At 57.5% G+C, this 26046-nt stretch carries 25 protein-coding genes; 14 read left to right on the top strand and 11 right to left on the bottom strand.

Features of this window, described 5'->3' with window-relative positions; translation table 11 throughout:
• Position 1: 1 nt before the first annotated feature.
• The 6 genes from hutU (at position 2) to BLU05_RS06980 (ending at position 5327) form a co-directional block, all read left to right on the top strand.
• Positions 2-1672 (top strand): urocanate hydratase, encoded by a 1671-nt coding sequence (gene hutU / locus BLU05_RS07005; protein WP_091878838.1) that lies wholly within the window; start codon positions 2-4, stop codon positions 1670-1672.
• On the top strand, positions 1672-2223 hold the full coding sequence (locus tag BLU05_RS07000) for a HutD/Ves family protein (RefSeq protein ID WP_091878836.1): 552 nt from the start codon (positions 1672-1674) through the stop codon (positions 2221-2223). The genes hutU and BLU05_RS07000 overlap by 1 nt, the downstream gene beginning before the upstream one ends.
• A gap of 89 nt (positions 2224-2312) precedes the next feature.
• On the top strand, positions 2313-2696 hold the full coding sequence (locus BLU05_RS06995; protein ID WP_091878835.1) for a hypothetical protein: 384 nt from the start codon (positions 2313-2315) through the stop codon (positions 2694-2696).
• Between the two features lie 116 nt (positions 2697-2812).
• On the top strand, positions 2813-4177 hold the full coding sequence (locus BLU05_RS06990; protein ID WP_091878833.1) for a PepSY-associated TM helix domain-containing protein: 1365 nt from the start codon (positions 2813-2815) through the stop codon (positions 4175-4177).
• 23 nt (positions 4178-4200) lie between these two features.
• Positions 4201-4737 carry a copper chaperone PCu(A)C gene (locus BLU05_RS06985; protein WP_091878831.1) on the top strand — a complete coding sequence of 179 codons (537 nt, stop codon included), beginning with the start codon at positions 4201-4203 and terminating at the stop codon, positions 4735-4737.
• Positions 4737-5327 carry an SCO family protein gene (locus BLU05_RS06980; RefSeq protein WP_091878830.1) on the top strand — a complete coding sequence of 197 codons (591 nt, stop codon included), beginning with the start codon at positions 4737-4739 and terminating at the stop codon, positions 5325-5327. Before BLU05_RS06985 ends, BLU05_RS06980 begins: the two co-directional genes overlap by 1 nt.
• A gap of 49 nt (positions 5328-5376) precedes the next feature.
• Here BLU05_RS06980 and BLU05_RS06975 read toward each other — a convergent pair whose 3' ends face one another.
• Positions 5377-6240, bottom strand: a complete 864-nt coding sequence (locus BLU05_RS06975; protein ID WP_091878828.1) for a sigma-70 family RNA polymerase sigma factor — start codon at positions 6238-6240, stop codon at positions 5377-5379.
• Between the two features lie 143 nt (positions 6241-6383).
• Between BLU05_RS06975 and BLU05_RS06970 the strand changes: the two genes are divergently transcribed.
• Positions 6384-6842, top strand: coding sequence for a carboxymuconolactone decarboxylase family protein (locus BLU05_RS06970; RefSeq protein ID WP_091878827.1), 459 nt, complete (start codon positions 6384-6386; stop codon positions 6840-6842).
• Positions 6843-6966: 124 nt separating this feature from the next.
• Positions 6967-8184: an Mrp/NBP35 family ATP-binding protein gene (locus BLU05_RS06965; protein WP_091878825.1), complete on the top strand. Its 1218-nt coding sequence runs from the start codon at positions 6967-6969 to the stop codon at positions 8182-8184.
• A 200-nt stretch (positions 8185-8384) separates the two neighbouring features.
• On the opposite strand, the gene BLU05_RS06955 is transcribed toward BLU05_RS06965, so the two are convergent.
• Entirely contained in the window at positions 8385-10013 is a 1629-nt protein-coding gene (locus BLU05_RS06955) for an alpha-D-glucose phosphate-specific phosphoglucomutase (RefSeq protein WP_091878822.1), read from the bottom strand.
• Between the two features lie 137 nt (positions 10014-10150).
• Entirely contained in the window at positions 10151-10768 is a 618-nt protein-coding gene (locus BLU05_RS06950; RefSeq protein ID WP_091878821.1) for a L,D-transpeptidase, read from the bottom strand.
• 179 nt (positions 10769-10947) lie between these two features.
• Here BLU05_RS06950 and BLU05_RS06945 point away from each other — a divergent pair, with 179 nt between their 5' ends.
• Positions 10948-11442, top strand: coding sequence for an MmcB family DNA repair protein (locus BLU05_RS06945; protein WP_091878819.1), 495 nt, complete (start codon positions 10948-10950; stop codon positions 11440-11442).
• Positions 11443-11743: 301 nt separating this feature from the next.
• Here BLU05_RS06945 and BLU05_RS06940 read toward each other — a convergent pair whose 3' ends face one another.
• The 3 genes from BLU05_RS06940 to hrpB form a co-directional block, all read right to left on the bottom strand.
• A complete protein-coding gene (locus BLU05_RS06940) occupies positions 11744-12307 on the bottom strand; it encodes an ActR/PrrA/RegA family redox response regulator transcription factor (RefSeq protein ID WP_091878818.1) in 564 nt (187 codons plus the stop codon).
• A gap of 68 nt (positions 12308-12375) precedes the next feature.
• A complete protein-coding gene (locus BLU05_RS06935; RefSeq protein ID WP_091878816.1) occupies positions 12376-13680 on the bottom strand; it encodes an ActS/PrrB/RegB family redox-sensitive histidine kinase in 1305 nt (434 codons plus the stop codon).
• A gap of 75 nt (positions 13681-13755) precedes the next feature.
• On the bottom strand, positions 13756-16203 hold the full coding sequence (gene hrpB / locus BLU05_RS06930; protein WP_091878815.1) for an ATP-dependent helicase HrpB: 2448 nt from the start codon (positions 16201-16203) through the stop codon (positions 13756-13758).
• 200 nt (positions 16204-16403) lie between these two features.
• On the opposite strand from hrpB, the gene BLU05_RS06925 reads away from it, so the two are divergent.
• Genes BLU05_RS06925 through fghA form a run of 4 tightly spaced genes read left to right on the top strand, consistent with a single transcriptional unit; the run spans position 16404 to position 19510 of the window.
• Positions 16404-17516: an S-(hydroxymethyl)glutathione dehydrogenase/class III alcohol dehydrogenase gene (locus BLU05_RS06925; RefSeq protein WP_091878813.1), complete on the top strand. Its 1113-nt coding sequence runs from the start codon at positions 16404-16406 to the stop codon at positions 17514-17516.
• On the top strand, positions 17516-17989 hold the full coding sequence (locus BLU05_RS06920; RefSeq protein WP_091878812.1) for a GNAT family N-acetyltransferase: 474 nt from the start codon (positions 17516-17518) through the stop codon (positions 17987-17989). Before BLU05_RS06925 ends, BLU05_RS06920 begins: the two co-directional genes overlap by 1 nt.
• A gap of 1 nt (position 17990) precedes the next feature.
• On the top strand, positions 17991-18647 hold the full coding sequence (locus tag BLU05_RS06915; RefSeq protein WP_091878810.1) for a DUF1345 domain-containing protein: 657 nt from the start codon (positions 17991-17993) through the stop codon (positions 18645-18647).
• 29 nt (positions 18648-18676) lie between these two features.
• Positions 18677-19510 (top strand): S-formylglutathione hydrolase, encoded by an 834-nt coding sequence (gene fghA, locus BLU05_RS06910; protein ID WP_091878809.1) that lies wholly within the window; start codon positions 18677-18679, stop codon positions 19508-19510.
• Here fghA and BLU05_RS06905 read toward each other — a convergent pair.
• From BLU05_RS06905 to BLU05_RS06895, 3 genes are all read right to left on the bottom strand, one after another.
• Complete coding sequence (locus BLU05_RS06905; RefSeq protein WP_091878807.1) at positions 19507-20259, bottom strand: RES family NAD+ phosphorylase; 753 nt, start codon at positions 20257-20259, stop codon at positions 19507-19509. The two genes, fghA and BLU05_RS06905, sit on opposite strands and share 4 nt — an antisense overlap.
• Complete coding sequence (locus BLU05_RS06900; protein ID WP_091880126.1) at positions 20219-20602, bottom strand: MbcA/ParS/Xre antitoxin family protein; 384 nt, start codon at positions 20600-20602, stop codon at positions 20219-20221. The genes BLU05_RS06905 and BLU05_RS06900 overlap by 41 nt, the downstream gene beginning before the upstream one ends.
• Positions 20603-21257: 655 nt before the next feature.
• Positions 21258-22637, bottom strand: a complete 1380-nt coding sequence (locus BLU05_RS06895) for a cytochrome P450 (protein WP_091878806.1) — start codon at positions 22635-22637, stop codon at positions 21258-21260.
• A 193-nt stretch (positions 22638-22830) separates the two neighbouring features.
• Here BLU05_RS06895 and gyrB point away from each other — a divergent pair, with 193 nt between their 5' ends.
• Positions 22831-25272, top strand: a complete 2442-nt coding sequence (gyrB, locus tag BLU05_RS06890; RefSeq protein ID WP_091878805.1) for a DNA topoisomerase (ATP-hydrolyzing) subunit B — start codon at positions 22831-22833, stop codon at positions 25270-25272.
• Positions 25273-25312: 40 nt separating this feature from the next.
• Here gyrB and BLU05_RS06885 read toward each other — a convergent pair whose 3' ends face one another.
• Positions 25313-25675: an HVO_A0114 family putative DNA-binding protein gene (locus BLU05_RS06885; protein ID WP_091878803.1), complete on the bottom strand. Its 363-nt coding sequence runs from the start codon at positions 25673-25675 to the stop codon at positions 25313-25315.
• Positions 25672-25971 carry a toxin-antitoxin system TumE family protein gene (locus BLU05_RS06880; protein ID WP_091878801.1) on the bottom strand — a complete coding sequence of 100 codons (300 nt, stop codon included), beginning with the start codon at positions 25969-25971 and terminating at the stop codon, positions 25672-25674. Before BLU05_RS06880 ends, BLU05_RS06885 begins: the two co-directional genes overlap by 4 nt.
• Positions 25972-26046 lie beyond the last annotated feature (75 nt).

Here is a 26046-nt window from a genome sequence, read left to right as displayed (position 1 = left end):
GATGAACAATCCGCGCCATAACATTAGAGAAATTCGTAGCCCCCGTGGTACGGAACTCAACACCAAATCCTGGATGACCGAAGCGCCGCTGCGCATGCTGATGAACAATCTTGATCCGGACGTCGCCGAAAACCCCAATGAACTGGTGGTTTATGGCGGCATTGGCCGCGCCACCCGCACATGGGATGATTTTGACAAGATCGTCGCAACGCTCAAGACATTGAACGAAGACGAGACGCTGCTCGTGCAATCCGGCAAGCCGGTTGGCGTGTTCCGCACCCATGCGGATGCGCCGCGCGTGCTCATCGCCAATTCGAACCTCGTTCCCCATTGGGCTACATGGGATCATTTCAACGAACTGGATAAGAAGGGCCTGGCCATGTACGGCCAGATGACCGCCGGTTCATGGATTTATATTGGCACGCAGGGCATCGTTCAGGGAACATATGAGACCTTCGTCGAGGCTGGCCGTCAGCATTATGGCGGTAGTCTCAAGGGCAAGTGGATTCTGACCGGCGGTCTTGGCGGCATGGGCGGCGCGCAGCCGCTGGCGGCTGTCATGGCCGGTGCCTGCTGCCTTGCCGTTGAGTGCAATCCTGATTCCATCGATTTCCGCCTGCGCACCCGCTACGTTGATGCCAAGGCTGAAACGCTGGATGAAGCCCTTGAAATGATCGACCGCTGGACCAAGGCTGGTGAAGCCAAGTCCGTTGGACTTCTCGGCAATGCCGCTGAAATTCTGCCGGAACTCGTACGTCGCGGCGTCCGTCCTGACATCGTCACCGACCAGACCTCGGCCCATGATCCGATCAACGGCTATCTGCCCAAGGGCTGGAGCATGGCTGAATGGAAAGCCAAGCGCGAAAGTGACCCAAAGGCCGTCGAAAAAGCAGCCCGCGCCTCCATGCGCGAACATGTGGAAGCGATGATTGCCTTCTGGAATGCCGGTGTGCCGACGCTCGATTATGGCAATAATATCCGTCAGGTCGCCAAGGATGAGGGGCTTGAAAATGCCTTCGCGTTCCCCGGTTTCGTTCCTGCCTATATCCGTCCGCTGTTCTGCCGCGGTATTGGTCCGTTCCGCTGGGCCGCGCTTTCGGGTGATCCTGAGGATATCTACAAGACCGATGCCAAGGTGAAGGAGCTGACACCCGGCAATACCCATCTGCACAACTGGCTCGATATGGCGCGTGAACGTATCGCGTTTCAGGGCCTGCCCGCGCGCATCTGCTGGGTCGGTCTGGGCGATCGCCATCGCCTTGGTCTTGCGTTCAACGAAATGGTGCGTACAGGCGAGCTGAAAGCGCCTGTTGTCATCGGTCGCGATCATCTGGATTCCGGCTCTGTCGCCTCGCCGAACCGCGAAACGGAATCCATGAAGGACGGTTCCGATGCGGTTTCCGATTGGCCATTGCTCAACGCTTTGCTCAACACTGCATCCGGTGCCACATGGGTTTCGCTGCATCATGGCGGCGGTGTCGGCATGGGTTTTTCGCAGCATGCGGGCATGGTTATCTGCGCCGACGGTACTGATGATGCCAAGCGCCGTATTGAGCGGGTTCTCTGGAACGATCCGGCAACCGGCGTCATGCGCCATGCGGATGCGGGCTATGAGATCGCCATTGACTGCGCCAGGGAGAAGGGCCTCAACCTGCCGGGCATTCTCGGCTGATGCGCATCCTGCGCGCCGCTGATCACCGGCAAATGCCCTGGAAGAACGGCAAGGGTGTCACCACCGAAATTGCCGTTTTTCCTGAGGGCGCATCGGTCGACAGTTTCGACTGGCGTATCAGCATGGCGAAAGTACCCAATTCAGGTCCGTTCTCGGCCTTTGCCGGGATCAACAGGGTGCTGGCCGTGCTGGAAGGCGAGATGGTGCTGAAGGTGGACGGTCGGCCGACTGAAAAACTCGATCGGTCCTGTCAGGCCATGGCATTTCCCGGCGATACGCCGACAAGCGCAGTGGTCTTGCACGAGGTGACGGATCTCAATGTTATGATCAGGCGCGGAAGATATCAGGCGCGGGTTAGCCGGTTGGACAGGGCGGTTGTACGTGGCGACGCCGAGCAGACTTTTGTGCTTCTACGCGATAATTCACAGCTGGTGTCAGGTGAAGCGCTCAGGTCCGACGATGTATTGCATCTCGCAACATCGGAAACAGCAACATTCGAAACCGCGCCATCCCATGCATGGCTCATCGAGATCAATTCTCTCTCGTCATGAGTATCCTCCGGGCATTTGTCGCTTTGCCGCATAGATTTCGCCGCCGAGCTGGAGTATCTGGTTAGCCGGAACCGCAAAATGGGGATGTGATGCGCAAATACGGATACGATTGGCAACTGGCTGTGCGCATGCTGTGCGCGCTGGCGCTTGTCTTCGTCGCCTTTGCCCATCAGCCGGTTATTGCATCGCCCGGCGATCAGATTGATCTTGCCGCCTATACGCTGCCTGACGGCACCGTTCCTGTGCTCTGCCTTCCCGGTAGTGGTGATCAGGACCCGCATAAAAGCGCCTATCACGGCAATAGCTGCGAAGCCTGCCGCCTCTCTGCTTCGTTCATTCTTGCCACCCCGCCCCATACGGGTGGCTTGAAGGTTGAACCTGTTCGCTCGCTTGCCATCAAGCGTGAAGCGGTTCTGATTGCCCGCAGCCTTTATCCTCCGGCAGCGCCGCCGCAGGCTCCCCCACTCGTCTGACAAGAACCCTTTCGCACGCTGGTCCGCTATCGAACGGAAGGGTTGCGCCATTTTTGGCGCGTCCATTGGCCTGATCAAAGGCCAATCATTGTTGCTTTCGGACGATTGGAACACGCATGAGCGTCTCAACTCTGGCTTCGGAGAAGCCAAAAGACATCAGTCAATCTCTCTACCGCGCCATCTGGCGCTGGCATTTTTTCGCTGGCCTTCTGGTCATTCCTTTCATGCTCAATCTCGCCATCACCGGCGGGCTTTATCTCTTCAAGGATGAAATCGACAATACGGTCTTTGCCTATCGCAATGTCGTCACGCCCCATAATGAGGTGCTTGCGCCATCACTGCTGATCAAGAATGCACAAGCGGCGGTGCCCGGTTCGACAATCCTGCGTTATCGCGATCCATCGACACCAACCCAATCAGCACGGGTGATCGTCGGCACTGATGCCGGAAAGGTGCTGGTCTTTGTTGACCCTTATACGGGTTCTGTTCTTGGCAAGGTCGCCGAGAAGCAGGAGTTCAACTGGGTCGTGCGCAAGATCCATAGTCTGGTCTATTTCGGCCTTGCACTTGACCGGGTGGTTGAAGCCGTTGGCGGTCTCGCATTGATCCTCGTTGTCACCGGCTTCTATCTCTGGTGGCCGCGGAAGCAGAGTGGCGGTGTCATTACAGTGCGCGGCACGCCCGACAAGCGGGTGTTCTGGCGCGATCTGCATGCGGTGACCGGTGCGGTAGCCGGTGCGCTGATCTTCTTTCTTGCCATCACAGGCATGCCCTGGTCGTCCTATTGGGGTGAAAAGCTCAATGGAACATTGGCGAATAACGGTCTTGGCTATCCCACGCAGCTCTGGAACGAGACACCCATGTCGCAAATCCCGACAAAGGATGTGCTGACCGAAGCAGGCTGGACCGTTGAGAACGCACCCGTTCCAACCTCGACGGCTGATGGCGTCATAAAGAGCGTTGGCCTCGATCAGATCGTCACATCCGCCAAGGCTGAAGGCATTACCCCCGGTTTCGAGGTTTCGCTGCCATCCGATCCGGAAGGTGTCTATACGGCGGCGATCTTTCCCGATGACATCGCCAAACAGCGGACGATCCATTTCGATCAATACACCGGCAAGCCGCTGGTCGATCTGAAGTTTGCCGATTATGGCGCGGGTGCCAAGGCAATCGAGTTCGGCATTGGTGTTCACATGGGTCAGTATTGGGGTCTCCTCAACCAGATTGTCATGCTCATCACCTGCTTTGCCATCATCCTTGCGGCGGTTTCCGCCGTGGTCATGTGGTGGAAGCGTCGTCCTTCCGGTCGTCTTGGTGTGCCGCCCATGCCTTCGCAAAAAAGCGTCTTTGCGGCGCTGACTTTGGTCATCCTCGGCTTCGGTGTGCTCTTCCCGCTCACCGGGTTTGCCATTCTGGCGATGCTTGTTCTGGATCAGCTGATCCAGCGTATTCCTTCCCCGCTCAAACGCGTATTCTCGTAACCAAACGGAACTGGAGAACGTCCATGAAATCCACTCTCAAATTTGCCGCCATTGCTCTTCTGGCGACATCCTTTGCAGTGCCTGCACTGGCCCATGATCATGCGGCCATGGGTAAGGGCGATGCAGCCAAGATGAAGAAAGATATGACGCAGGACGCGGTGAAAGTCGGCAATCTTGTGTTCACTGATGCTTTCACCCGCGCCACATTGCCGGGTGCCAAAGTGGGCGGCGGCTATATCTCAATCACCAACGAAGCCAAGGAAGCCGACCGTCTGCTCGGCGGCTCCAGCCCGGTCGCCGCCCGCGTCGAAGTGCATGAAATGAAGATGGACGGCGAGGTGATGAAGATGCGTCAGCTCAAGGATGGCGTTGAAATTCCCGCTGGCGGAACCATCGAACTTGAGCCCGGCGGCATGCACCTGATGTTGTTGGAGATTAAACAGCCTCTGAAGCAGGGTGAAACCGTTCCCGTCACGCTGGAATTCCAGAAGGCGGGCAAAGTTCAGGTCAATCTGAAAGTGGAAGCCGCCGGTGCGACCTCCACGGGGCATGGTCAGTGATGAATGTACGCAATGTTCGTATAGCGCTGTGGTCGGTCATCGGTCTCTTGATCATCTTCCTTGCCTTTACCTATCTGAGTGCCCGCAATGGCAATGAGATAGAGCCGGTCAAGCTTGGTGCTCCGTTTTCCCTGATTGATCAGAACGGTGCGCCAATCACCCAGGCGGCGTTCGAGGGGCATCCGACAGCCTTGTTCTTTGGCTTTACCCACTGTCCGGAAGTCTGCCCGACAACATTGTTTGAGATGGCGGGCTGGCTCAAGGCACTGGGCGATGAAGGCAAGGACCTGCGTGTCTTTTTCATCTCTGTTGATCCTGAGCGTGACACGCCCGAGGTGATGAAGGGCTATACCGCTGCCTTTACCGACCGGATCACTGGTATCACCGGCGATCCCAAGGAAGTCGAAAAACTCATCAAGGGCTGGAAGATTTATGCCCGCAAGGTGCCGACGGAAAATGGCGATTACACCATGGACCACACGGCATCGGTGATGCTGCTGGACCGGGATGCCCGGCTGAAAAGCACCATCGACTACAAGGAAACCACAGAGATGGCGTTGAAGAAGCTGCGGCTTCTCATCGCTTCCTGATTTCCCGCAACAATGAACGAGGCCAATATCCGGCCTCGTTCATGATGGTTCAATTGTCCAGCATCACCAGATCGAAGCCACCGAGGCGTTCCGGATCGGCAATAGCCTCGATGCCAGTGATTTTTCCGTCCATCATTGTCAGGTTTAGCACCACGCGTAACTGACCTTGGATAGAGACAACAATAGCCAGCGCACCATCGACAAGTGCTGGCAGTGCGCCCTGTGCTCGTCCCTTGAATGTATTGGCCACAGCCTCGGCACCACGAATTTCCGCAAGTGAGCCCATCTGCACCGCAGTACTGTCGGCACGGAAAACCACATCCGGATCAAGCAGCGCCAGAAGCGTGCTGAAATCCCCGCCACGCGACGCGGCCAGAAAGGCAGTTACCACTTCACGCTGCCGGGCGAGATTGCGTTCCGGCGTGGTCTCCGTTCCCTGCACCCGCCGCCGTGCCCGGCTGGCAAGCTGCCGCGCCGCATCCGGCGTGCGATCGACAATGGGCGCGATCTCGTCAAAGGACACGCCGAACATATCGTGCAGCACGAAAGCCAGCCGCTCCGCCGGGGCCAGCTTCTCCAAAACCACCAAGAGCGCTGCACCAACTGAATCCGCCATCACCACATCGCGTTCAGGGTCGCCACCGGCCACCGGTTCTGGCGTTTGCGGGGTCAGTTGTTCCTCACGGCGGGATTTGCGCGCGCGCAGCATGTCTAGACAGATGCGGGAGATCACGGTTGTCAGCCACCCGCCAAGGTTATCGACACCATCCATTTCCGCGCGGTTGAGCCGCAGCCACACTTCCTGCACCGCATCCTCGGCCTCGGTCATGGAGCCCAGCATGCGGTAGGCAACCTGCCGCAAATGCGTGCGATTGGCCTCGAATTGCTCTGCCAGAAATTTTTTCTCGTTCATCTGTCACATTTCCTCATCCTGTTCCGTCAAAGCAATGACGAACGAAAACCGGCGGATGTGACAAGAAATCGGAGCCGCCGGACCGTCAAGAGCAAATGCCCGGTTATGCACACACCGGACCCTGAAAAATGAGAGGAAAGAAAATGCAAGCACGTATGAGCAACCCGGCAATGATCAATCCTGAAGCCATGAAAGCCTTGCAGGCGCTCGCCGCTTCCACCAGCACGAGCGAGTTCCCCAAAGGTATGCTGGAACTGGTCCATTTGCGGGCCAGCCAGATCAATGGCTGCAGCGTCTGTGTTGATATGCATCCACGCATGGCCCGCAAGGCTGGCGAAACCGATGAGCGCCTCTTTGCTGTCTCGGCATGGCGCGATACGCCTTATTTCTCCGATGCCGAGCGTGCCGCGCTGGCGTTGACGGAAGCTGTGACCCGCGTTGCCGACAAATCCGACCCGGTACCGGATGACATCTGGAATGAAGCCGCAAAGCATTTCGATGAAAGGCAGCTCGGAGACCTCGTTCTGGCCATTGCCAACGTCAATGTGTGGAACCGTCTCAACATCGCCACCCGGCAGATACCGGGTGTGTGGAAAGTCTGATCCCAACTTATGCATTCCGCTGTGGCTCTCACGGTCGGCCGCAGCGGATGATGCGCATTGCCCCATTGGCGTTTCTGTTCAACTGCACTATGTGAAGCGTTGGGAAATAATAGGGACAACAAGCATGGCAGGCGTGAGCAAGGAGCAGGTTCTCGATCAGCTGAAAACAGTGACCGGACCTGATTTCAACAGCAATATTGTCGATCTGGGGCTCGTCTCGGATATTTTCATTGCTGACAACAAGGTGTTTTTCTCCATCACTGTTCCGGCGGCGCGTGCCCAGGAACTGGAGCCTCTGCGCTCTGCAGCCGAACGGGTTGTCAAGAACATGCCCGATGTGGCGGGCGCTATTGTCGCGCTGACCGCCGAGAAAAAGGGTGGCCCGACCAGCGATGATGCCGTACCGCGTCCGGCACCTACTGCCCCGCAACGCCCTGCCCAGCGGCCCGCGCCTGCCGGTGCTGTTCCGCCGCCCCGCGTTGCCGCACAGCCTGCGGCAACTCACCAGCATGGCCACGCCGCCGCGCCGGTTAAATCAGGTGTTCCCGGTGTTGGCGCGATTATCGCTGTGGCTTCCGGCAAGGGCGGTGTCGGCAAGTCGACAACCGCCGTCAATCTGGCGCTTGGATTGCAGGCCAATGGCCACCGCGTCGGGATTCTCGATGCGGATATTTATGGCCCGTCCATGCCGCGCCTTTTGCACATCTCAGGCAAACCGGAAGTCGTCTCCGGCCGCGTGCTCAAGCCCATGGAAGGCTACGGTCTGAAAGTCATGTCGATCGGCTTCCTCGTCGATGAGGAAACGCCGATGATCTGGCGTGGCCCAATGGTCATGTCGGCCCTGACGCAGATGCTGCGCGAAGTGCAATGGGGCGATCTGGATGTTCTCGTTGTCGATATGCCGCCCGGCACCGGCGACGCACAATTGACCATGGCACAGCAGGTGCCGCTGGCTGGCGCGGTGATCGTCTCGACCCCGCAGGATCTGGCGTTGATCGATGCGCGCAAGGGCCTCAACATGTTCAAAAAGGTCGATGTGCCATTGCTCGGTATTGTCGAGAATATGAGCTATTTCATCGCGCCCGATACCGGCAATCGCTATGACATTTTCGGTCATGGCGGAGCGCGTGCGGAAGCGGAGCGGCTCGGTGTTCCCTTCCTCGGCGAAGTGCCGCTGGTGATGGAAATCCGCGAAATGTCTGACGCTGGAACGCCCGTTGTGATCAGCAATCCTGAGGGGCCGCAGGCTAAGGTTTACCGCGAGATTGCGGCAAAGGTCTGGGATCAGTTGCAGACGGCGAAGACCCAGGGCAGGGCGGCTCCGGCTATCGTGTTTGAATAGCTGTGTTCTGTGTGTTGGTGGGGTGGTTTTCACCCCCCTCTGTCCTGTCGGACATCTCCCCCACAAGGGGGGAGATCACATTGGCATGAACGCTTTCCCACAACAGAAAACGTTGCAGATTGTGCAAAGGCGGCAATACAGCTGATCTCCCCCCTTGTGGGGGAGATGCCCGAGAGGGCAGAGGGGGGTGAAACCGCTCCTCAAGTAATCACACTCGGCTTATCGCGGCCGGTGCGGGTCTTGATCTCGGTCAACTCGTCCGCAGCGCTGATAAGGTCTGCCAGAGCCGCTTGCGTTTCAAGGCCGTGGCGCTTCGGGTCTGCCTCGTAGCGCTCGATATAGAGCCGCAGCGTTGCCCCCGATGTTCCTGTTCCGGAAAGGCGCAGGACAATGCGCGAACCGCCCTCGAAGAGGATGCGGATGCCCTGGTGCTGGCTTACCGATTTGTCGACCGGATCGTGATAGGCAAAATCATCCGCCGTGGTGATTGTCAGCCCCTGCACGGTCTTGCCAGCCAATGTCGGCAACTTGGCGCGCAAGGTGTCGATCAGGCCATTGGCGGCTGCCGAATCGACTTCCTCGTAATCGTGGCGGGTATAGTAATTGCGCCCATAGGTGGCCCAATGTTCCCGTGAGATCTGCTGGACACTTTCCTTGCGCACAGCAAGGATGTTGAGCCAGAGCAGAACGGCCCACAGACCATCCTTTTCGCGGACGTGATTGGAGCCGGTGCCTGAGCTTTCCTCACCGCAGATCGTTGCCATATCCGCATCAAGCAGATTGCCGAAGAACTTCCAGCCTGTCGGCGTCTCGTACATGCCGATTTTCAGCTTTTCGGCCACGCGATCCGCAGCGCCGCTTGTGGGCATGGAACGGGCAATGCCTTTGAGCCCAGCCTTATAGCCGGGCGCAAGATGCGCATTGGCTGCCAGCATCGCCAGTGAGTCCGACGGGGTGACATACATGCCCTTGCCGATAATCAGATTGCGATCACCATCGCCATCGGACGCAGCGCCAAAATCAGGGCCATCCGGGGACATCAGCAGATCGTAGAGATCTTTGGCATAGACGAGGTTGGGATCGGGATGGTGTCCGCCGAAATCCTCCAGCGGCACAAAATTCACGCAGGTGCCGTCAGGCGCACCAAGACGGTGTTCGAGGATTTCCTTGCCATAGGGGCCGGTCACGGCATGCATGGAATCGAAGCGTAGCGTGAAGCCTGACTTGATCAATGCGCGGATGGCATCGAAATCGAACAGCGTTTCCATCAGCTCCGCATAGTCGGAGACGGAATCGATAATCTCGACATCCATACCTGCGAGCTGCTGCTTGCCAACGGTATCGATGTCGATGTCAGCGGCTTCCGCGATCTTGTATTCCTTGATCACCTTGGAGTTGGCAAAGACCGCATCAGTGATCTTCTCGGGGGCCGGGCCACCATTGCTGATATTGTATTTGATGCCGAAATCTTCGGTTGGACCACCCGGATTGTGGCTGGCGGAAAGAATAAGGCCGCCGAACGCCTTGTACTTGCGAATCACATTGGAGGCAGCCGGTGTTGAAAGAATGCCGTGATGACCGACAAGGACCCGGCCAAACCCGTTGGCCGCCGCCATCTTCACGGCAATCTGGATGACTTCGCGATTATAATAGCGCCCGTCACCGCCGATCACCAAAGTCTTGCCTTTATAGCCGTCCAGTGAATCGAACACCGACTGGATGAAGTTCTCGACATAGTTCGGTTGTTTGAATTCGGGAACTTTCTTGCGCAGTCCGGATGTTCCCGGCTTCTGATCGTCAAATGGCGTGGTGGCTACGGTTTTAAACATGTGGACCTTCCCGGTTATGCGCATTGAGAACAATCTATGAGCGCCTTGTCGATCAGGTCAACAAGGCAAAAATCAGTTCGATAAATAAAAAGGCTGCCCGAGGGGCAGCCTTTTCGTGCAATTCATAAGCCGGAAAATTAAAGAACAACGACCTTCGCACCCACCTCGGCGCGGTTGAAGAGGTCGATAATGTCCTGATTCATCAGGCGGATACAGCCGGAGGACATCGCCTTGCCGATGGACCACCATTCGGGGGTGCCGTGCAGGCGGTAGCCCGTATCGCCACCCTTGTTGAAGAGGTAGAGCGCACGTGCGCCAAGCGGGTTCTGCAGGCCGGGGTCCATGCCGTCGCGGAATTCAGCCAGTTCCGGCTTGCGCTTGATCATTTCCTTTGGCGGTGTCCAGGTCGGCCATTCGCGCTTCAGGGCAATGCGGGCAGAGCCGGACCATTCAAAACCCTGCTTGCCGACGCCGATGCCGTAACGCATGGCGCGACCATCCCCAAGCATGAAGTAGAGGAACTTTGCATTGGTATCGACAATGATTGTCCCCGGTGCTTCACCACTATCATAGCGAACTTCTTGACGCAGGAACTGCGGAGGAATTTTGGCGCGTGGAATGGCTGGAAGCACATATCCCGCGTCAGTCACAGAAGAATAGGAGGCAGTGGAATAGTTGAAGCCGAACGTGGAACAGCCGGTCAGAGCAGTTGCACCCATCAGTCCAACTGCAAGAGCGATCGTCTTGAGTTGCATAGTCACCCCATCAAGTATTGGCCGAATCCAAGGCGATTCAGTTGTCTTCCCTCATTACTGCCATTATTGTTAATGCTTGATTAACCGTAAAGCGTAGTTTTCTGTTAACCACGTTTTCTTCAACCAACTGGTGCATTTTTGCCGTATTCGGTTGCAGAGTTTTCAAAGATACTTGCGCCATGCCCCTTGTGATTCCCGGTCAGACCAGTCCGCTCATCGATGGACGCCAGTCAGAAAATGCCATGCTGGTGCGCCGCGGCGTGCAGCGGCTGTTTCTGGAGCTTGGTTTGGCTGTCGTGCCGGAGCTGCCGCTGGCCTCCGGACGACGTGCGGATTTGGTGGCTTTGTCGCGTAATGGTGAAATATGGATTGTTGAAATCAAGTCATCGATTGAGGACTGGAAGGTCGACAGGAAATGGCCCGAATACCGCGCCCATTGCGACAGGCTGTTCTTTGCCACCCATCCCGGCGTTCCGGCAGATATTTTCCCTGATGATTGCGGGTTCATATTATCGGATGGTTATGGCGCTGAAATCCTGCGCGATGCCCCGGAGCACAAATTGCCCGGCGCCACCCGCAAGGCGATGACCCTGCGTTTTGCGCGGGTAAGCGCCGCACGCATGACGCTTGCTGAACTGTCGGGGATACATTTGCCTGAGACGGATGTGGAGTAGGTGTTTGTGATGTGTTGCAGAGTTGTTGCAGGTTCGTGGTTCGACAAGCTCACCATGAGGGAGAGTGAGGATGCAACGCTAATCGCACAGGTGCAGAAAAATTGGCCATGCCCCTCTTTCCGTCATCCTCGGGCTTGACCCGAGGACCCACGACAAAGCGGCAAAACCACTACAATGCCGGTAACTCCCGTGTTTCTCGATCATGGGTCCTCGGGTCAAGCCCGAAGATGACGGGAGGCGTGTCTCTGTCATGGTGAGTTGCGCCTACTGCATAGGCTGCAAAAACCGATGACATGGAAACTCAGCGCGGGGCGCGTTTGGCGAGGATGCGTTGCAGCGTGCGGCGATGCATGTTGAGGCGGCGCGCTGTTTCGGAAACATTGCGGTCGCACATTTCATAGACACGCTGAATATGCTCCCAGCGAACACGATCCGCTGACATCGGATTCTCAGGCGGCGCAACCTTGGCACCGGAGCGCCGGGTCAGTGCAGCAAACACCTCGTCCGCATCGGCAGGCTTCGACAGATAATCGATGGCACCCAGCTTCACGGCGTTAACAGCAGTCGCGATATTGCCGTAGCCGGTTAAGACAATTGCGCGGGTATCTTCGCGGCGCGCCCGGATTGCTTCGATGATATCGAGACCATTGCCATCACCAAGGCGCATGTCAACAACCGCATAGGCAGGTGCGTGCGTCTTGACGCTGGCAAGTCCGGCCTCGACCGATTCAGCGATCGCCACCGTAAACCCGCGGGATTCCATGGCGCGCGCAAGGCGCTGCAAAAAGGGCTTGTCGTCGTCAACCAGTAACAACGTTCGATCGCCGCCTATGGCCGCAATATCGTCCTGATCCGTGTGTTCCATCAGGGTTTCCTGCTCATTTCTTACAAATATACTCCGTTAATGGTTCGCAATGAACAAAAAGTCAAAGGTTATCCGTTTTGTTCATCAAGTTGGTTGCGTGGCCATGTCACGACAACTTCCGCGCCTTGGCCCGGATCATTGCGATTACGGAAGGTTATGGCTGCGCCGGAGCGTTCCAGCAGGGTTTTGGCGATGAATAGCCCGAGGCCCAGACCGCCACCATGTTCATTGATCTCGCGGTCGCGGCCAGTGGTATAGGGCTCGCCGATTCGGTCGAGAATATCAGCCGGGAAACCTTTTCCGTCATCGGCGACGACAATCTGCACCGTCTTGTCAGTCCAGCCCCAACTGACCTCAATGGTCTCGCGAGCGAAATCCACGGCGTTCTCAACCAGATTGCCAAGGCCATAAATGATCCCCGGATTGCGGCGGATAACCGGCTCGTGGCCTTCGCCGCGCAGTTTTGTTACCTCGATGCTGATGCCGAAATTGCGGTTGGGTTCGATGACTTCCTCGATCAGCGAGGAAATCTTCAACCGGGACATATGCTCTTCGCTCTCGGAGGAAAGGCTGGTCAGGCGCTTCAGAATTTCCCGGCAGCGATCCGTCTGCGAGCGTAAAAGCTCGACATCTTCGGCAAAGCGATCATCCTGTGCCAGTGCCCGCTGCATTTCCTTGGCGACAAGCGCGATGGTGGCAAGCGGTGTGCCAAGTTCATGCGCTGCTGCTGCGGCAAGGCCATCAAGTGCCGAAAGGTGCTGTTCGCGTTGCAGGATCAGTTCCGTCGCGGTGAGCGCGTCGGCAAGCAGGCGGGCTTCTTCGGCAACGCGGTAGGCATAGACGGCGGTGAAGACCAGCGCGGATACAACGGAACACCAGACGCCCGCGACGAGCACAAAGGGCAATTGCAGTGTCTCGTCAGGGTACCAGGGCAAGGGAAGGTGAAAATAGGCCAGTGCCGTTGCGCAGACGGTCACAAGAATGCCGAGTATGACGGTGGATGATGCCGGCAGTGATGTTGCGGAGATAATGACCGGAACAATCATCAGCACGGCAAAGGGGTTCTGCAGACCGCCAGTCATATAAAGCAGTCCGGCCACCTGCAGGATATCGAAGGCAAGTACGGTGATCGCTGCCCGTGGTTCAAGGCGGTGATTGATCGGGTAGCGGAACGACAAAAGCAGATTCAACCATGCCGAGCAGGCAATCAATGCGAAGCAGATGCTGACCGGGAACGGGAATTTCAGATAGAGCGCGACAAAGAGAACCGCGATGCTCTGACCAGCAACCGCCAGCCAGCGCAGGCGGATCAATGTTGTCAGCCGCAGTCGCCGCGACAGATAGGAGGAACGTATGCCGAATTCTTGAGCCATGGGCGAGCTTTAGAACAAACCCGATGCAAAGGGAATTCTCGTTTTACATCGTTGGTTACGGTTCAGAATCTGGACTTAGGTGCCGCGCGGCTTGGCGCGGCTGGTGGGCAGGGCCTGCGCCGGGTCCTCAGGCCAGACATGTCTTGGATAGCGCCCGCGCATGTCGCTGCGCACATCGGCCCATGAGCCTTTCCAGAACCCCGGCAGATCGCGGGTGATCTGGATTGGCCGGTGTGCGGGGGAGAGGAGCTCAAGCAGCAGCGGGATCGTACCTTCAGCGATGGCAGGATGGGTGCCAAGCCCGAACAGTTCCTGCACACGTACCGCAAGAACGGGGTCATCGGCATCATAGCGGATGGGAATGTTCGATCCTGTTGGCACCTCGAAATGCGTCGGTGCCAATGTGTCGATCTTGCGTTGCAAATCGTAAGGCACTAGCGAACGCAATCCATCCGTCAGCACATGCACGGGTATCTGGTTGAGATTTGATGCGCCTGACAGGAATGGCAGCAACCAGTCATCAAGCGCCGCGATCAGGTCCGCATCCGCCATGGATGGCCATGGAGTGCCAAGGCCCTTGTGCAGCCATGCAAGGCGCCGCCGCAGGATGGTCGCTTCCTTCGACCAGGGCAGGATATCAAGGCCGTGATTGCGCACCGCTTCGACAACACCTTGATTGGCCTGTTCGCCTGTGGGTGCGGGCAGGTTCTTTTCCGATAGCGCTATGGCCCCGATCCGGGTGGCGTCGCGGGCCTGCAAAGCATTGCGGGCGGCATCGTATGTAACCTGCTTGCCGCTGATAATGCGATCAGCCAGCGCCTCGCGGATTTCAGTTTCGGATATTTCCGTTGCTGCGAGGATACGCGCTTTTCCGGCGCGGCCAGCCAGATCGGCAACCACCAGCCACGGGGAACGTGCCAGTGACGTCGCCGCGTCAACCTCGCCGCCGCGCCCATTGGCCAGCGTGAACTGGCCATTGCCGCGCGATTTGGCGATACGATCAGGATAGGCATCGATGAGCAATCGTCCAACGCTATCCGGTTCCGGCGCATACATGGCGTCGCGTCCCGCCAGCCGTTTGGCGAGGCCGCGCGCCCGTGTCGCACGGTCGCCGCGTTCACGCTGGAAGCGGGAAAGACGCACGTCAAGGTCGATATCATTGCCGCCAAGCCCGCGTTCGGTCAGAAGCACGGCAATTTCTGACGCGCGCAGGGCCTGTCCGCGTTCGCGCGCTGTCAACACCATATGCGCCAGACGCGCCGGCAGGGCGAGGGCGCGCATGGCATTGCCCATCGGGGTGATGCGGTCACCATCCAGTGCGCCAAGGTTTTCAAGCAAAGCCTTGGCTTCCTTGATGGCAGGCGCTGGCGGCAAATCCAGAAATGACAGGCTGCGCGGATCGCCAACACCCCATGCCGCACAATCAAGCACCAGCCCGGTAAGATCAGCTTCGAGAATTTCGGGTGGCGCGAATGCTTCCAGTGCCGCCGTCTGTTCCGCCCGCCACAGGCGCAAGGCGATACCCGGTTCCGTGCGCCCCGCACGTCCCGCCCGCTGGTCCACCGCTGCCCGGGCGGCGCGCACAGTTTCCAACCGGGTCAGGCCGGTTGCCGGTTCGAATTTGGGCAGGCGCGCAAGGCCGCTATCGATGACAACGCGCACGCCGTCGATAGTGATTGACGTCTCGGCGATGGAGGTGGCCAGCACCACTTTGCGTTTGCCCGTGGGTGCAGGCTTGATTGCCGCGTCCTGATCGCGGCCCTCAAGCGCGCCATAGAGCGGCACGATCATCGTATCTGCGCCGACACGCCTTTCCAATGCCCCGGCGGTTCGCTCAATCTCGCGCTGGCCGGGCAGAAACGCCAGGATGCTTCCGGCCTCGGTCGCCAGCGTATCGCGGATCGCCTTGGCCATGGCATCTTCGATCTTTTCATCGGGCTTGCGCTCGCGATAACGCGTTTCGATGGGAAATGAACGGCCTTTGCTTTCCAGCACAGGCGCATTTCCCAGAAGCTGCGCGACCCGCGCGCCGTCAAGCGTTGCCGACATCACCAGAAGTTTCAGGTCCGGCCGCAAGGCTGCCTGCACATCAAGCGCCAGCGCCAGACCGAAATCCGCATCGAGACTACGCTCGTGGAATTCATCGAACAGCACCACCGCGACGTCCTTAAGATCAGGATCATCAAGGATCATGCGGGCAAAAACGCCTTCGGTCACAACCAGAATGCGTGTCTTAGCCGAAACCTTGTTTTCAAGCCGCATGCGATAGCCAACGGTGGCGCCAACCTCCTCGCCAAGCAGGCTGGCCATGCGGCTTGCTGCTGCCCGCGCTGCCAGACGGCGCGGTTCGAGCAGAATAATGGTGCGCTCGCCGCGCCAGCTGGCGTCAAGCAGGTGCAGGGGAATGAGCGTGGTTTTGCCCGCACCGGGCGGCGCAACGACAACCGCCGCATGGCCGCCTGCCAGCGCTTCATCCAGCGCTGGAAAAATCTCGGTAACGGGCAGGAGAGGCAGATCGGGCACGGGCGAAATCCAAGGATGAAATGTCAGGCCGTTTTGACAAGGTTTACTGTCGCAAGTCCATAGCCTTGTGCCTCCCTCCCTGTCGGTTGCCCTGATCGGCGACGGGAAATGTCGCCGATTTGATTGACGACACCGGCTATCATCCTGCACAACAGCAAATCAGTACACCGCACTTAAAAGACGTATCAGGGAGAGTTTGAATGAAATCGCGCGCCGCCGTTGCCTGGGAAGCCAAGAAGCCACTGACCATCGAGACAATCGAGATTGGCGGGCCAAAGCCGGGCGAGGTTCTGGTGGAAGTCATGGCCACCGGCGTGTGCCATACGGATGCTTACACACTCTCCGGGCTTGATTCCGAAGGTAAATTTCCCGCCATCCTTGGCCATGAGGGCGCAGGCATTGTGCGCGAACTCGGCGCTGGCGTCACGTCGCTCAAAGTCGGCGATCATGTCATCCCGCTTTACACGCCGGAATGCCGCCAGTGCAAAACCTGCCTGTCGCAGCGCTCCAATCTCTGCACCTCCATCCGCTCGACCCAGGGGCAGGGCGTTATGCCCGATGGCACCAGCCGCTTTTCCTGCGATGGCGGTGAAGTGTTCCATTATATGGGGTGCTCGACCTTCTCCAATTTCACCATCCTGCCTGAGATCGCTTTGGCGAAAGTGCGTGAAGACGCGCCATTCGACAAGATTTGTTATATCGGCTGCGGTGTAACGACGGGCATCGGCGCGGTCATCTATACGGGCAAGGTCTGGCCCGGCGCGAATGTTGTCGTGTTTGGCCTTGGCGGTATCGGCCTCAATGTCATTCAGGGTGCCCGCATGGTGGGTGCGGACAAGATCATCGGCGTTGATCTCAATCCAGCGAAGGTTGAGATCGCGAAAAAGTTCGGGATGACCCATTTCGTCAACCCCAACGAAGTGGGCAATGACAAGGTCGTGCAGGCCATTCAGGACCTGACCGATGGGGGCGCGGATTTCTCCTTTGATGCCACTGGTAATACCAATGTCATGCGGCAGGCGCTGGAATGCTGCCATCGTGGTTGGGGCACCAGCATTGTTATCGGCGTTGCGGAAGCCGGCAAGGAAATCGCAACCCGGCCGTTCCAGCTGGTCACCGGGCGTAATTGGCGCGGTACGGCCTTCGGCGGCGCACGCGGCCGCACGGATGTGCCGAAAATCGTCGACTGGTACATGGAAGGCAAGATCGAGATCGACTCGCTCATCACCCACACCATGCCGCTTGATGAAATCAACACCGCCTTCGATCTGATGCACGAAGGCAAGTCGATCCGCTCGGTTGTGGTCTTCTGATGAACCCTGCCGATTACACGGTGGATGTGCGCGGGATTGATGAATTCAGCCCGCGCGATCTCTATGCCATGCTGCGCATGCGGGTTGACGTGTTCATTGTCGAGCAGAAATGCCCCTATCCGGAATTGGATGGCAAAGACATTGAGGCGTTGCATCTGAGGCTTTTCAGCGGTGATGAGCTGGTGGCGAGCGCCCGTCTGCGCCAGCCGCATGGCGCTGGCAGCGATGCACGTATCGGCCGGGTCGTCGTCTCGCCTGTTCATCGCGGCAAGCGGCTGGGCGACCGGTTGATGGCGGAGGCGATTGCCGAATGTGAACGGCGCTACCCGGATAGTCCCATTGCATTGTCCGCCCAAAGCCATTTGCAGCGGTTTTACGAATCCTTTGGCTTTTTGCCGGTTTCCGGGGAATATCTCGAAGACAATATTCCTCATGTGGATATGCAACGGCCAGTGACGGCAAAAGCGGGGTAGGATGTTGATACTGAGGCGGCACAATCCTTTTTATCTTGCAGCAATTGTCGGCCTTGCGGCGCTGGCGCTCGCTCTGGCGTTCTACCCGCGCCTTGCCTATGTGATCGGCGCAAACGCCTTTTTCATTGTCTATCTCGTGCTCTCCGCATTCAAGATTCATCGTCTGACCGCAGCCTTTCTCAGGAAGAATGCCGCCCGTTCCGATGAGCCGATCTGGATCATTTTTGCCGTGACATTCTGCACGGTTGTCGTGGCTGTGGGCTCGCTTTTCGTCTTGATCAACAGTGAGAAAAACCCGCATTTGCTGGATCTTTCTCTGGCATTGGCTGCAGTGCCGCTTGGCTGGTTCACCATTCATATGATGACCGCCATTCATTATGCCCATCTTTACTGGCAGCCGGATGAGACGGCGGAAGGGGCAAAGGACGCACCGCGCAAACATGTCGGCGGGCTGGATTTTCCGGGAGAAAAAGAGCCCGGCGGCATCGAGTTTCTCTATTTTTCCTTTGTCATCGGCATGACGGCGCAGACCTCGGATACCGCTGTCACCAGCACCGAAATGCGCAAGGTCAATCTGCTGCACGCCATTGTTTCATTCTTCTTCAACACCGTTCTTGTCGCGGCAGCGGTGAATGTCGCCGTCTCGCTCGGCCAATAATCAACACATAAAATCTCACGGGAATTGTCATGGAAACGCTATCGATCGCCAAAAGTTTTGACGGTACGCAAGGGGTCTATCGTCATCGCAGCGATGCATGCCAATGCGACATGACCTTTGCGGTTTTCCTGCCGCCGCAGGCAAAGGATGGTCCAGTACCGGTGCTGTGGTATCTGTCGGGTCTTACCTGCACCCACCAGAATGTCATGGACAAGGGCGAATATCGCCGTGCCGCCGCCGAGCATGGAGTGGCCATCATCTGCCCGGATACCAGCCCGCGCGGCGAGCATGTGCCCGACGAAACGGACAATTGGCAATTCGGTAAAGGCGCGGGCTTTTATCTCGATGCCACACAGGCGCCCTATGCCACCAATTATCGCATGGCAAGTTATATCGCCGAGGAACTGCCCGCGCTGATCGCCGCTAATTTCCCCGTTGATATGGCGCGTCAAGGCATTTTCGGCCACTCCATGGGCGGGCACGGCGCGATCACGCTGGCGCTCAAAAACCCTGATCGATTCAGGTCCGTATCGGCCTTCGCTCCGATTACCCGTCCGGGCGTTGCGGGCTGGTCACGTCCCGCTTTTGAGAAATATCTTGGCACGGATCAGGCGGCTTGGCGCGCCTATGACAGCGTGCTTCTGATCGAAGACGGCCACCGGGTGCCGGAATTGCTGGTGGATCAGGGCAAGGCCGATGGTTTTCTCGATGATGGCCTGCGTCCATGGCTGTTGGAAGTCGCCTGCAAGCGCGCCGGTATTCCGCTGACGCTGAACATGCGCGATGGCTATGACCATTCCTATTTCTTCATCTCGACTTTCATGGCCGATCACATCACCTGGCATGCGGCGCGGCTTGGCTAGACCCGTGCCATGCGTGGATCATTGGCAAAGATCGCACGGCTGAAACCCAGCCGAATATCAGGCTGATCGCAGATGGCTTTGACGCCATAATTGGAAAACACCAGCCGCCACGTCGTCGTATGCGTCGGGCGGGGCATGGCAAAGGCGGCGCAGGAGAGAAGCGCGAGATTGGCGCCGCCCGATGGATCGCGCACCGACTTGTAGCGGATAATCTCGATTTCAGCCTCGTGTGCCGCATCGGCAAGCGCAAGACAGGCCGAGTAATCGGACAGGTGCGTCCAGTGCTCCGCATGCTGCACAAAGGGCGCAGCCATCAGATCGATGCCGCGCTTGGTGGCGTAGCGGGCTTCAAATGCGGTGAATTCCAGCGCATTGCGCGGCCATGGCGTGCCGGGGCTCTCGCTGAAGAACAGCAGCCGGTAGAAGGCCGTTTCCGCAACGGCTGTCTCCACCACTTCGCTGGCATAGAACACGCCGGGGGAATAGCCTTCGCGCCGGAAACGTGAATTACCGGGATAACGGCCATAGCGGAACGGCGTTGCCAGCAGATAGTCGAGATGCACGCAGGCTTGCGGAAGGGGTGGTTTTGTCGCTTCGATCTCGTCTTCAAGCAAAGCCTGCTCGTCGAGCGTATCGACAAGTTTCATGGTGGAAACGCGGTGCTGGGCTTCAACAAGACGCCAGCAGGCGCCGTGCCTGTCACGCGCCTCAGATCGGAGCGCGTCGGGCGTCCAGATAGGCGAGGACATGGGCGAGACCGTCAATGGTTTTGATGCGGTTGAGCGGCTTGCCGCCAAGCATGCTGTTGTCAGTGCGAATCCAGTGCCGGGCGACGGTATCGTCACCACCGACAATGGCGTCGAGGGAGCGGTAAAGACGGATGAACAGGAGCGCCAGTTCGTAACTCTTGCCGGTCAGCGGCGTGCCATCCTCACTGCGCTTCAGGCGTGATATGGTCGGCTCCGACAATCCAACCACTGTTGACAGCTCCTTGGCGGTCAGCCCGAGCAACTCTGCCGAGCGCAACAAGGCTTTCGAGACAACCGCAGTCTTGCTGGAGCGTTCCGGTGTGCGTTGAGTGAGTGCCGACATAATCATACCTTTCATCTGAAAGGAATATAGCGTTTATTTCATGTGAAATCAATTGGCAGGTTTATTGTTTGTCTATGCGGGGTTGCAGGGGGCTTTCTGCCATTGGGTCGAGGCATTTCACCCCCCTCTGTCCTGTCGGACTACTCCCCCACAAGGGGGGAGATCACATCGACACAAACGCTTTCCCACAACAGGAAGCATTTCAAATTGTGCAAAGGCAGTACTGACAGCTGATTTCCCCCCTTGTGGGGGAGATGTCCGACAGGACAGAGGGGGGTGAATGCCGCCGTTTTTGGATCGCCCGTCTTTCCCACCTTTCAATAGCCAGACGCAAAAGCGGGCGTGGCAATGGGGAAGCTTAATCATGTCGGCTGCAAATCGATTGTTGCGCCCTTCGACAAGCTCAGGATGAGGGGTTTGGTTTGGTTGCAAAACTAATCTCCACCATTGCAGAACTTGACTCCTCAGCAACCCACCCCACCGTCATCCTTGGGCTTGACCCGAGGACCCACGACTAAGGAGATTAGGTGAATCCCGATATTCAGCACTTTGGGGTTACGGGTCCTCGGGTCAAGCCCGAGGATGACGGGAGGAGATATCTCCCTCATGGTTGTTATGTCGAACCACGAACCACGTTCATGCAACGCTCACTCTCTTATCTCCGCCCGGTAACAGCCATGGGCAAGCCGCCATCGGGTTGGGTGGTCAGCTTCTGTACCGGCCATGGTTTGCCTGCGCCAACCGTATCAAAGCGGAAGCGGTGCAGCAGTATTGCAAGCGCGATGATGGCTTCCTGCAGGGCAAAGCTGGCGCCGATGCAGACGCGCGGTCCGGCGCCGAACGGCAGATACTGAAAACGGTCAATCTTGTCGCGATTATCTGGATGGAAGCGGGCGGGCACGAAAGCCTCGGGGTTGTCCCAATAGAGCCGGTGGCGATGCACGGTCCATGGCATGACCAGAATGGCCGAGCCCTTGGGAATAAACAGGTCCTTGTACTGATCGTCTTCCACCGGCTCGCGATTGATCGAGGGGGCGGGCGGGTAGAGCCGCATGGCTTCCTCAAAGGCTGCGCGGGTGAAGGGTAGGGCGTTCAGCCAATCATGCGGCGCGGGCAAAGAGTCCTGCTGCATGAAGGCATCGATTTCCTGCTCGATCAGGTCGCGCTCCCATGGTGCCTGCGCCAGCAGATAAAGCGTCCAGCCAAGCGCGCGCGCCGTGGTTTCGTGCCCGGCACCGATGAAGGTGATGATATTGTCTTCGATCTCGGCACGCGACAGCCCCTCCGGCCCTTCTGCGCGCAAGAGTAGCGTGAGGAAATCATTGGGAACCTTATCACCGTCACGGTCCATCCGTGCCTTGCGCAGGACGATGGTCTCGGCAACGATCTTGCGAAAGAAAGCCAGCGCCCGGCGCCCGCGTATCTGGGTAAAGCGCGGCAGCCAGCTTGGCGCACCGAGAAGGTCAAGCGGATCGACGCGGCCCATCGTCTCGAACAGCCGGTCAACCTCGTGGGCAAATTGATCCGCTTCCCCGGCGATTTCGCCTGAGAATAAAGTTTCCGCCAGAATGTCATAGGTGAGCATCGTCATATCGCGGGAGACATCGACGGTTCCGGCCACGCTTTCATAGCGCTGGGCAAAGTTTTCGGTCGTTCGCTTCATAGCTTCGGCAAAGCCATTGATATGGCGCGGGGTGAACACCGGGGCCATGGCCTTGCGCGAGCGCTTCCATGTTTCGCCTTCGGCAGTCAAAAGCCCATCGCGCAGGATTGGGCGCAGGATGCGCTGGCGCACTGCCGCCATTTTGTAGTTCTTGGCATTGTCGACAAGCACATGCCGGATCAATCCGGGATCATTGGCGATGATCGTATGCTGGAAGGCCCAATCGATTGATACCCACGGATCATTGTAGGAGGGCTCGCCCCATAATTCGAGTGGATTGCGGTAAATGGTGCGGATTAGCTCAATCGTACCAACCGGTCCCGTACGCGGTACAGGTGCAGGGGGAATGAATGCGGTTCTGACAGTGTCCATTTGGCAGCCTCCAGAGCCACGATGTGGGTATAATTATTCCCAATGTCCACTAATTTAGCCATCATCCGTGGATAGCCTGGTGCTCAAGAATTGGAAAAACCCACATTAACCACTATATCTAAGTCTGTAACCGGGCATGATTCGCCCGGGTCCTTCACGCCAGCTCACGGCGCCAAGAAAAGATTGAATTTATATGAGTGATACACCTGAGATGACGACCGGAACTTCACCGGAATATGGTGCAGATTCCATCAAGGTTCTCAAGGGGTTGGATGCTGTTCGCAAACGCCCGGGCATGTATATCGGTGACACGGATGACGGTTCCGGTTTGCACCACATGGTTTACGAAGTCGTGGACAACGCAATTGACGAGGCACTTGCCGGTCATGCGACCCGCGTCACCGTGACGCTTAATCCCGACGGTTCCTGCACCGTTACGGATAACGGGCGCGGGATTCCCACAGATATGCACGAAGAAGGCGTCTCGGCTGCCGAGGTCATCATGACCCAGCTGCATGCGGGCGGTAAATTCGACCAGAATTCCTATAAAGTGTCAGGTGGCCTGCACGGCGTCGGTGTTTCTGTGGTCAATGCACTCTCGGTCTGGCTGCGCCTGAAGGTTCGCCGTCAGGGCAAGATTCATGAAATGAGCTTCACCCACGGTGTTGCCGATGCGCCGCTCAAGGTAACGGGCGACTCGAATGGCGAGACGGGCACGGAAGTATCCTTCCTGCCATCGACAGATACGTTCACCATGGTCGAGTTTGATTTCAAGACGCTGGAGCATCGCCTGCGCGAGCTTGCGTTCCTGAATTCAGGTGTCCGCATTTTGCTCGCGGATCGTCGCCATGCCGATCCGGTCGATCTTGAACTGTTCTACGAGGGCGGACTGACCGCCTATGTCAAATATCTCGACCGCACCAAGAAGGAACTGGTCAACGAGCCGATCTACATTCGCGGTGAGCGCGATGACACCACGGTGGAAGTCGCCATGTGGTGGAACGACAGCTACCATGAGAACGTGCTGTGCTTCACCAATAACATTCCGCAGCGCGATGGCGGCACGCACCTTGCCGGTTTCCGTGGTGCGCTGACGCGCCAGATGACCGGTTATGCCGAAAGCTCCGGACAGGCCAAGAAGGCAAAGGTTACGCTGACTGGCGATGATTGCCGCGAAGGTCTGACTGCTGTTCTCTCGGTCAAGGTTCCCGATCCGAAATTCTCGTCGCAGACCAAGGACAAGCTTGTTTCGTCCGAAGTGCGCGCGGTTGTCGAAAGCCTTGTCAACGAGGCGCTGTCAAGCTGGCTCGAAGAGCATCCGGCTGAAGGCAAGATTCTGGTGGAGAAGGTCATTCAGGCCGCTTCCGCCCGTGAAGCTGCGCGCAAAGCGCGCGACATTACCCGCAAGAACTCGCTCAGCATCAGCTCACTGCCGGGCAAGCTTGCCGATTGTCAGGAACGCGATCCGGCCAAATCGGAAATCTTCATCGTCGAGGGTGATTCCGCTGGTGGTTCTGCCAAGGGCGGACGTTCGCGCCAGAACCAGGCCATCCTGCCGCTACGTGGTAAAATTCTCAACGTCGAGCGCGTCAAGCTCGACCGCATGCTCTCCTCCGACCAGATCGGCACGCTGATTCTGGCGCTGGGCACCAGCATCGGCAAGGATGAGTTCAATCCGGACAAACTGCGCTACCACAAGATCATCATCATGACGGATGCTGACGTCGATGGCGCGCATATTCGCACGCTGTTGCTGACGTTCTTCTTCCGCCAGATGCCTGAATTGATCGAGCGTGGCCATATCTATATCGCCCAGCCACCGCTTTATAAGGTGTCGCGTGGCAAGTCCTCGCAATACATCAAAAACGAAGCTGCTTTCGAGGAATTCCTGATTGAATCGGGTCTGGAAGAAGCATCGCTGGAATTGACCAGCGGCGAAGTGCGCACCGGACCCGACCTGCGCGCCGTCATCAATGATGCGCTGGCTGTCCGGCATCTGCTAACGGGCCTCAATACCCGTTATGACCGTGCGGTCGTGGAACAGGCGACCATCGCCGGGGCTCTCAATCCTGAAGCCATTTCCGATACGCCACGCGCCGAGCTTTTAGTGAAGGAAGTTGCTGCCCGCCTCGATCTGATCGCCGAAGAAACGGAAAAGGGCTGGTCCGGACGCCTCGCAACGCCTGATGATGGTGTTGATGGTTACGTCCTTGAGCGCTCGCTGCGCGGTGTGAAGGAAACTGTGACACTCGATATGGCTTTGATCGGCTCCGCCGATGCACGCCAGCTCGACCGCTACTCGCCGCGTCTGCAGGAAGTTTACGGCAAGCCGCCGGTTCTGCGCCGCAAGGAGAAGGTCGAATCCCTTGCCGGACCAAGCACACTGCTGGAAGCAGTCTTTGCCACGGGTCGCAAGGGCCTGTCGCTGCAACGCTATAAGGGTCTGGGCGAAATGAATGCCGACCAGCTGTGGGAAACCACGCTTGATCCGAATGCGCGTTCACTGCTGCAGGTGAAGGTCAACGACGCGACCGATGCCGATAGCCTGTTCTCAAGGCTGATGGGCGATGACGTTGAACCGCGCCGCGAATTCATTCAGGACAATGCGCTGAGCGTCGCCAATCTGGACGTGTAAGGTTTCGGGCACCTTCGTAATGTTACGGAGGTGCCTTTCCTCATGCCGCTATACCGCCTATTTCAAAGACAGCGGTAATTTTGCACCAGGGAACGCTGATCTTGCCGGAGTGCAGGATTATAAGCCCCTCGTCCTCCAATGCCTTAACATCGGCATGAACTCCCCGATAATCACGTTTTAACTGTTGGGCCAATAGGCGTATGGACGACGGGCCAATCTCGCTTAGTTTTTCCACCAAGGTCCAACGATTGGGCGTCAACACCTTTAAAAGTGTTTGCATGCTGTTAAACGAAAGCGTGGCGGGCTGATTCTTATAATCTCCCGCATCAAGAAGCTTTGCAGTTTCGACAGACCGCTTCGAAAAATCTTCGAATCGCTCGATTAGAATTTTTAATTCGTTCATGAGCGGCTTCCTTTCATCTCACGACGGATGTCGGCCAAGAAATCCTCGACCAGCACGACCATTGACCTGAACGCATATGGTTCTTCTTGGTGGCGATAGTGACGATGATCGCCTTTCCCCGCCTCATTATCATAACCTATTATTCTCTCGCCTCTTCGACCAAAAAAGAGCGAATATTTCAAACCATGGGGTCGCTCTGTAGTCGAGTAAGGTAATTTCCATATTTTGATCTGCACGATCAGACCATCCGGAAAATCAAATCGCTCGTCTCGAATAAGGATCGCGGATTTCCTCATATGCTAGAAATATCATATGCTAAAATTAACATCATACAAAACACGAATTGTGAAATATCTCAATTGGTAGCCTGA

It is taken from the genome of Phyllobacterium sp. OV277 (genome assembly GCF_900104355.1).
Lineage (GTDB): Bacteria > Pseudomonadota > Alphaproteobacteria > Rhizobiales > Rhizobiaceae > Phyllobacterium.
This window is presented reverse-complemented; position numbering and strand designations above follow the sequence as displayed.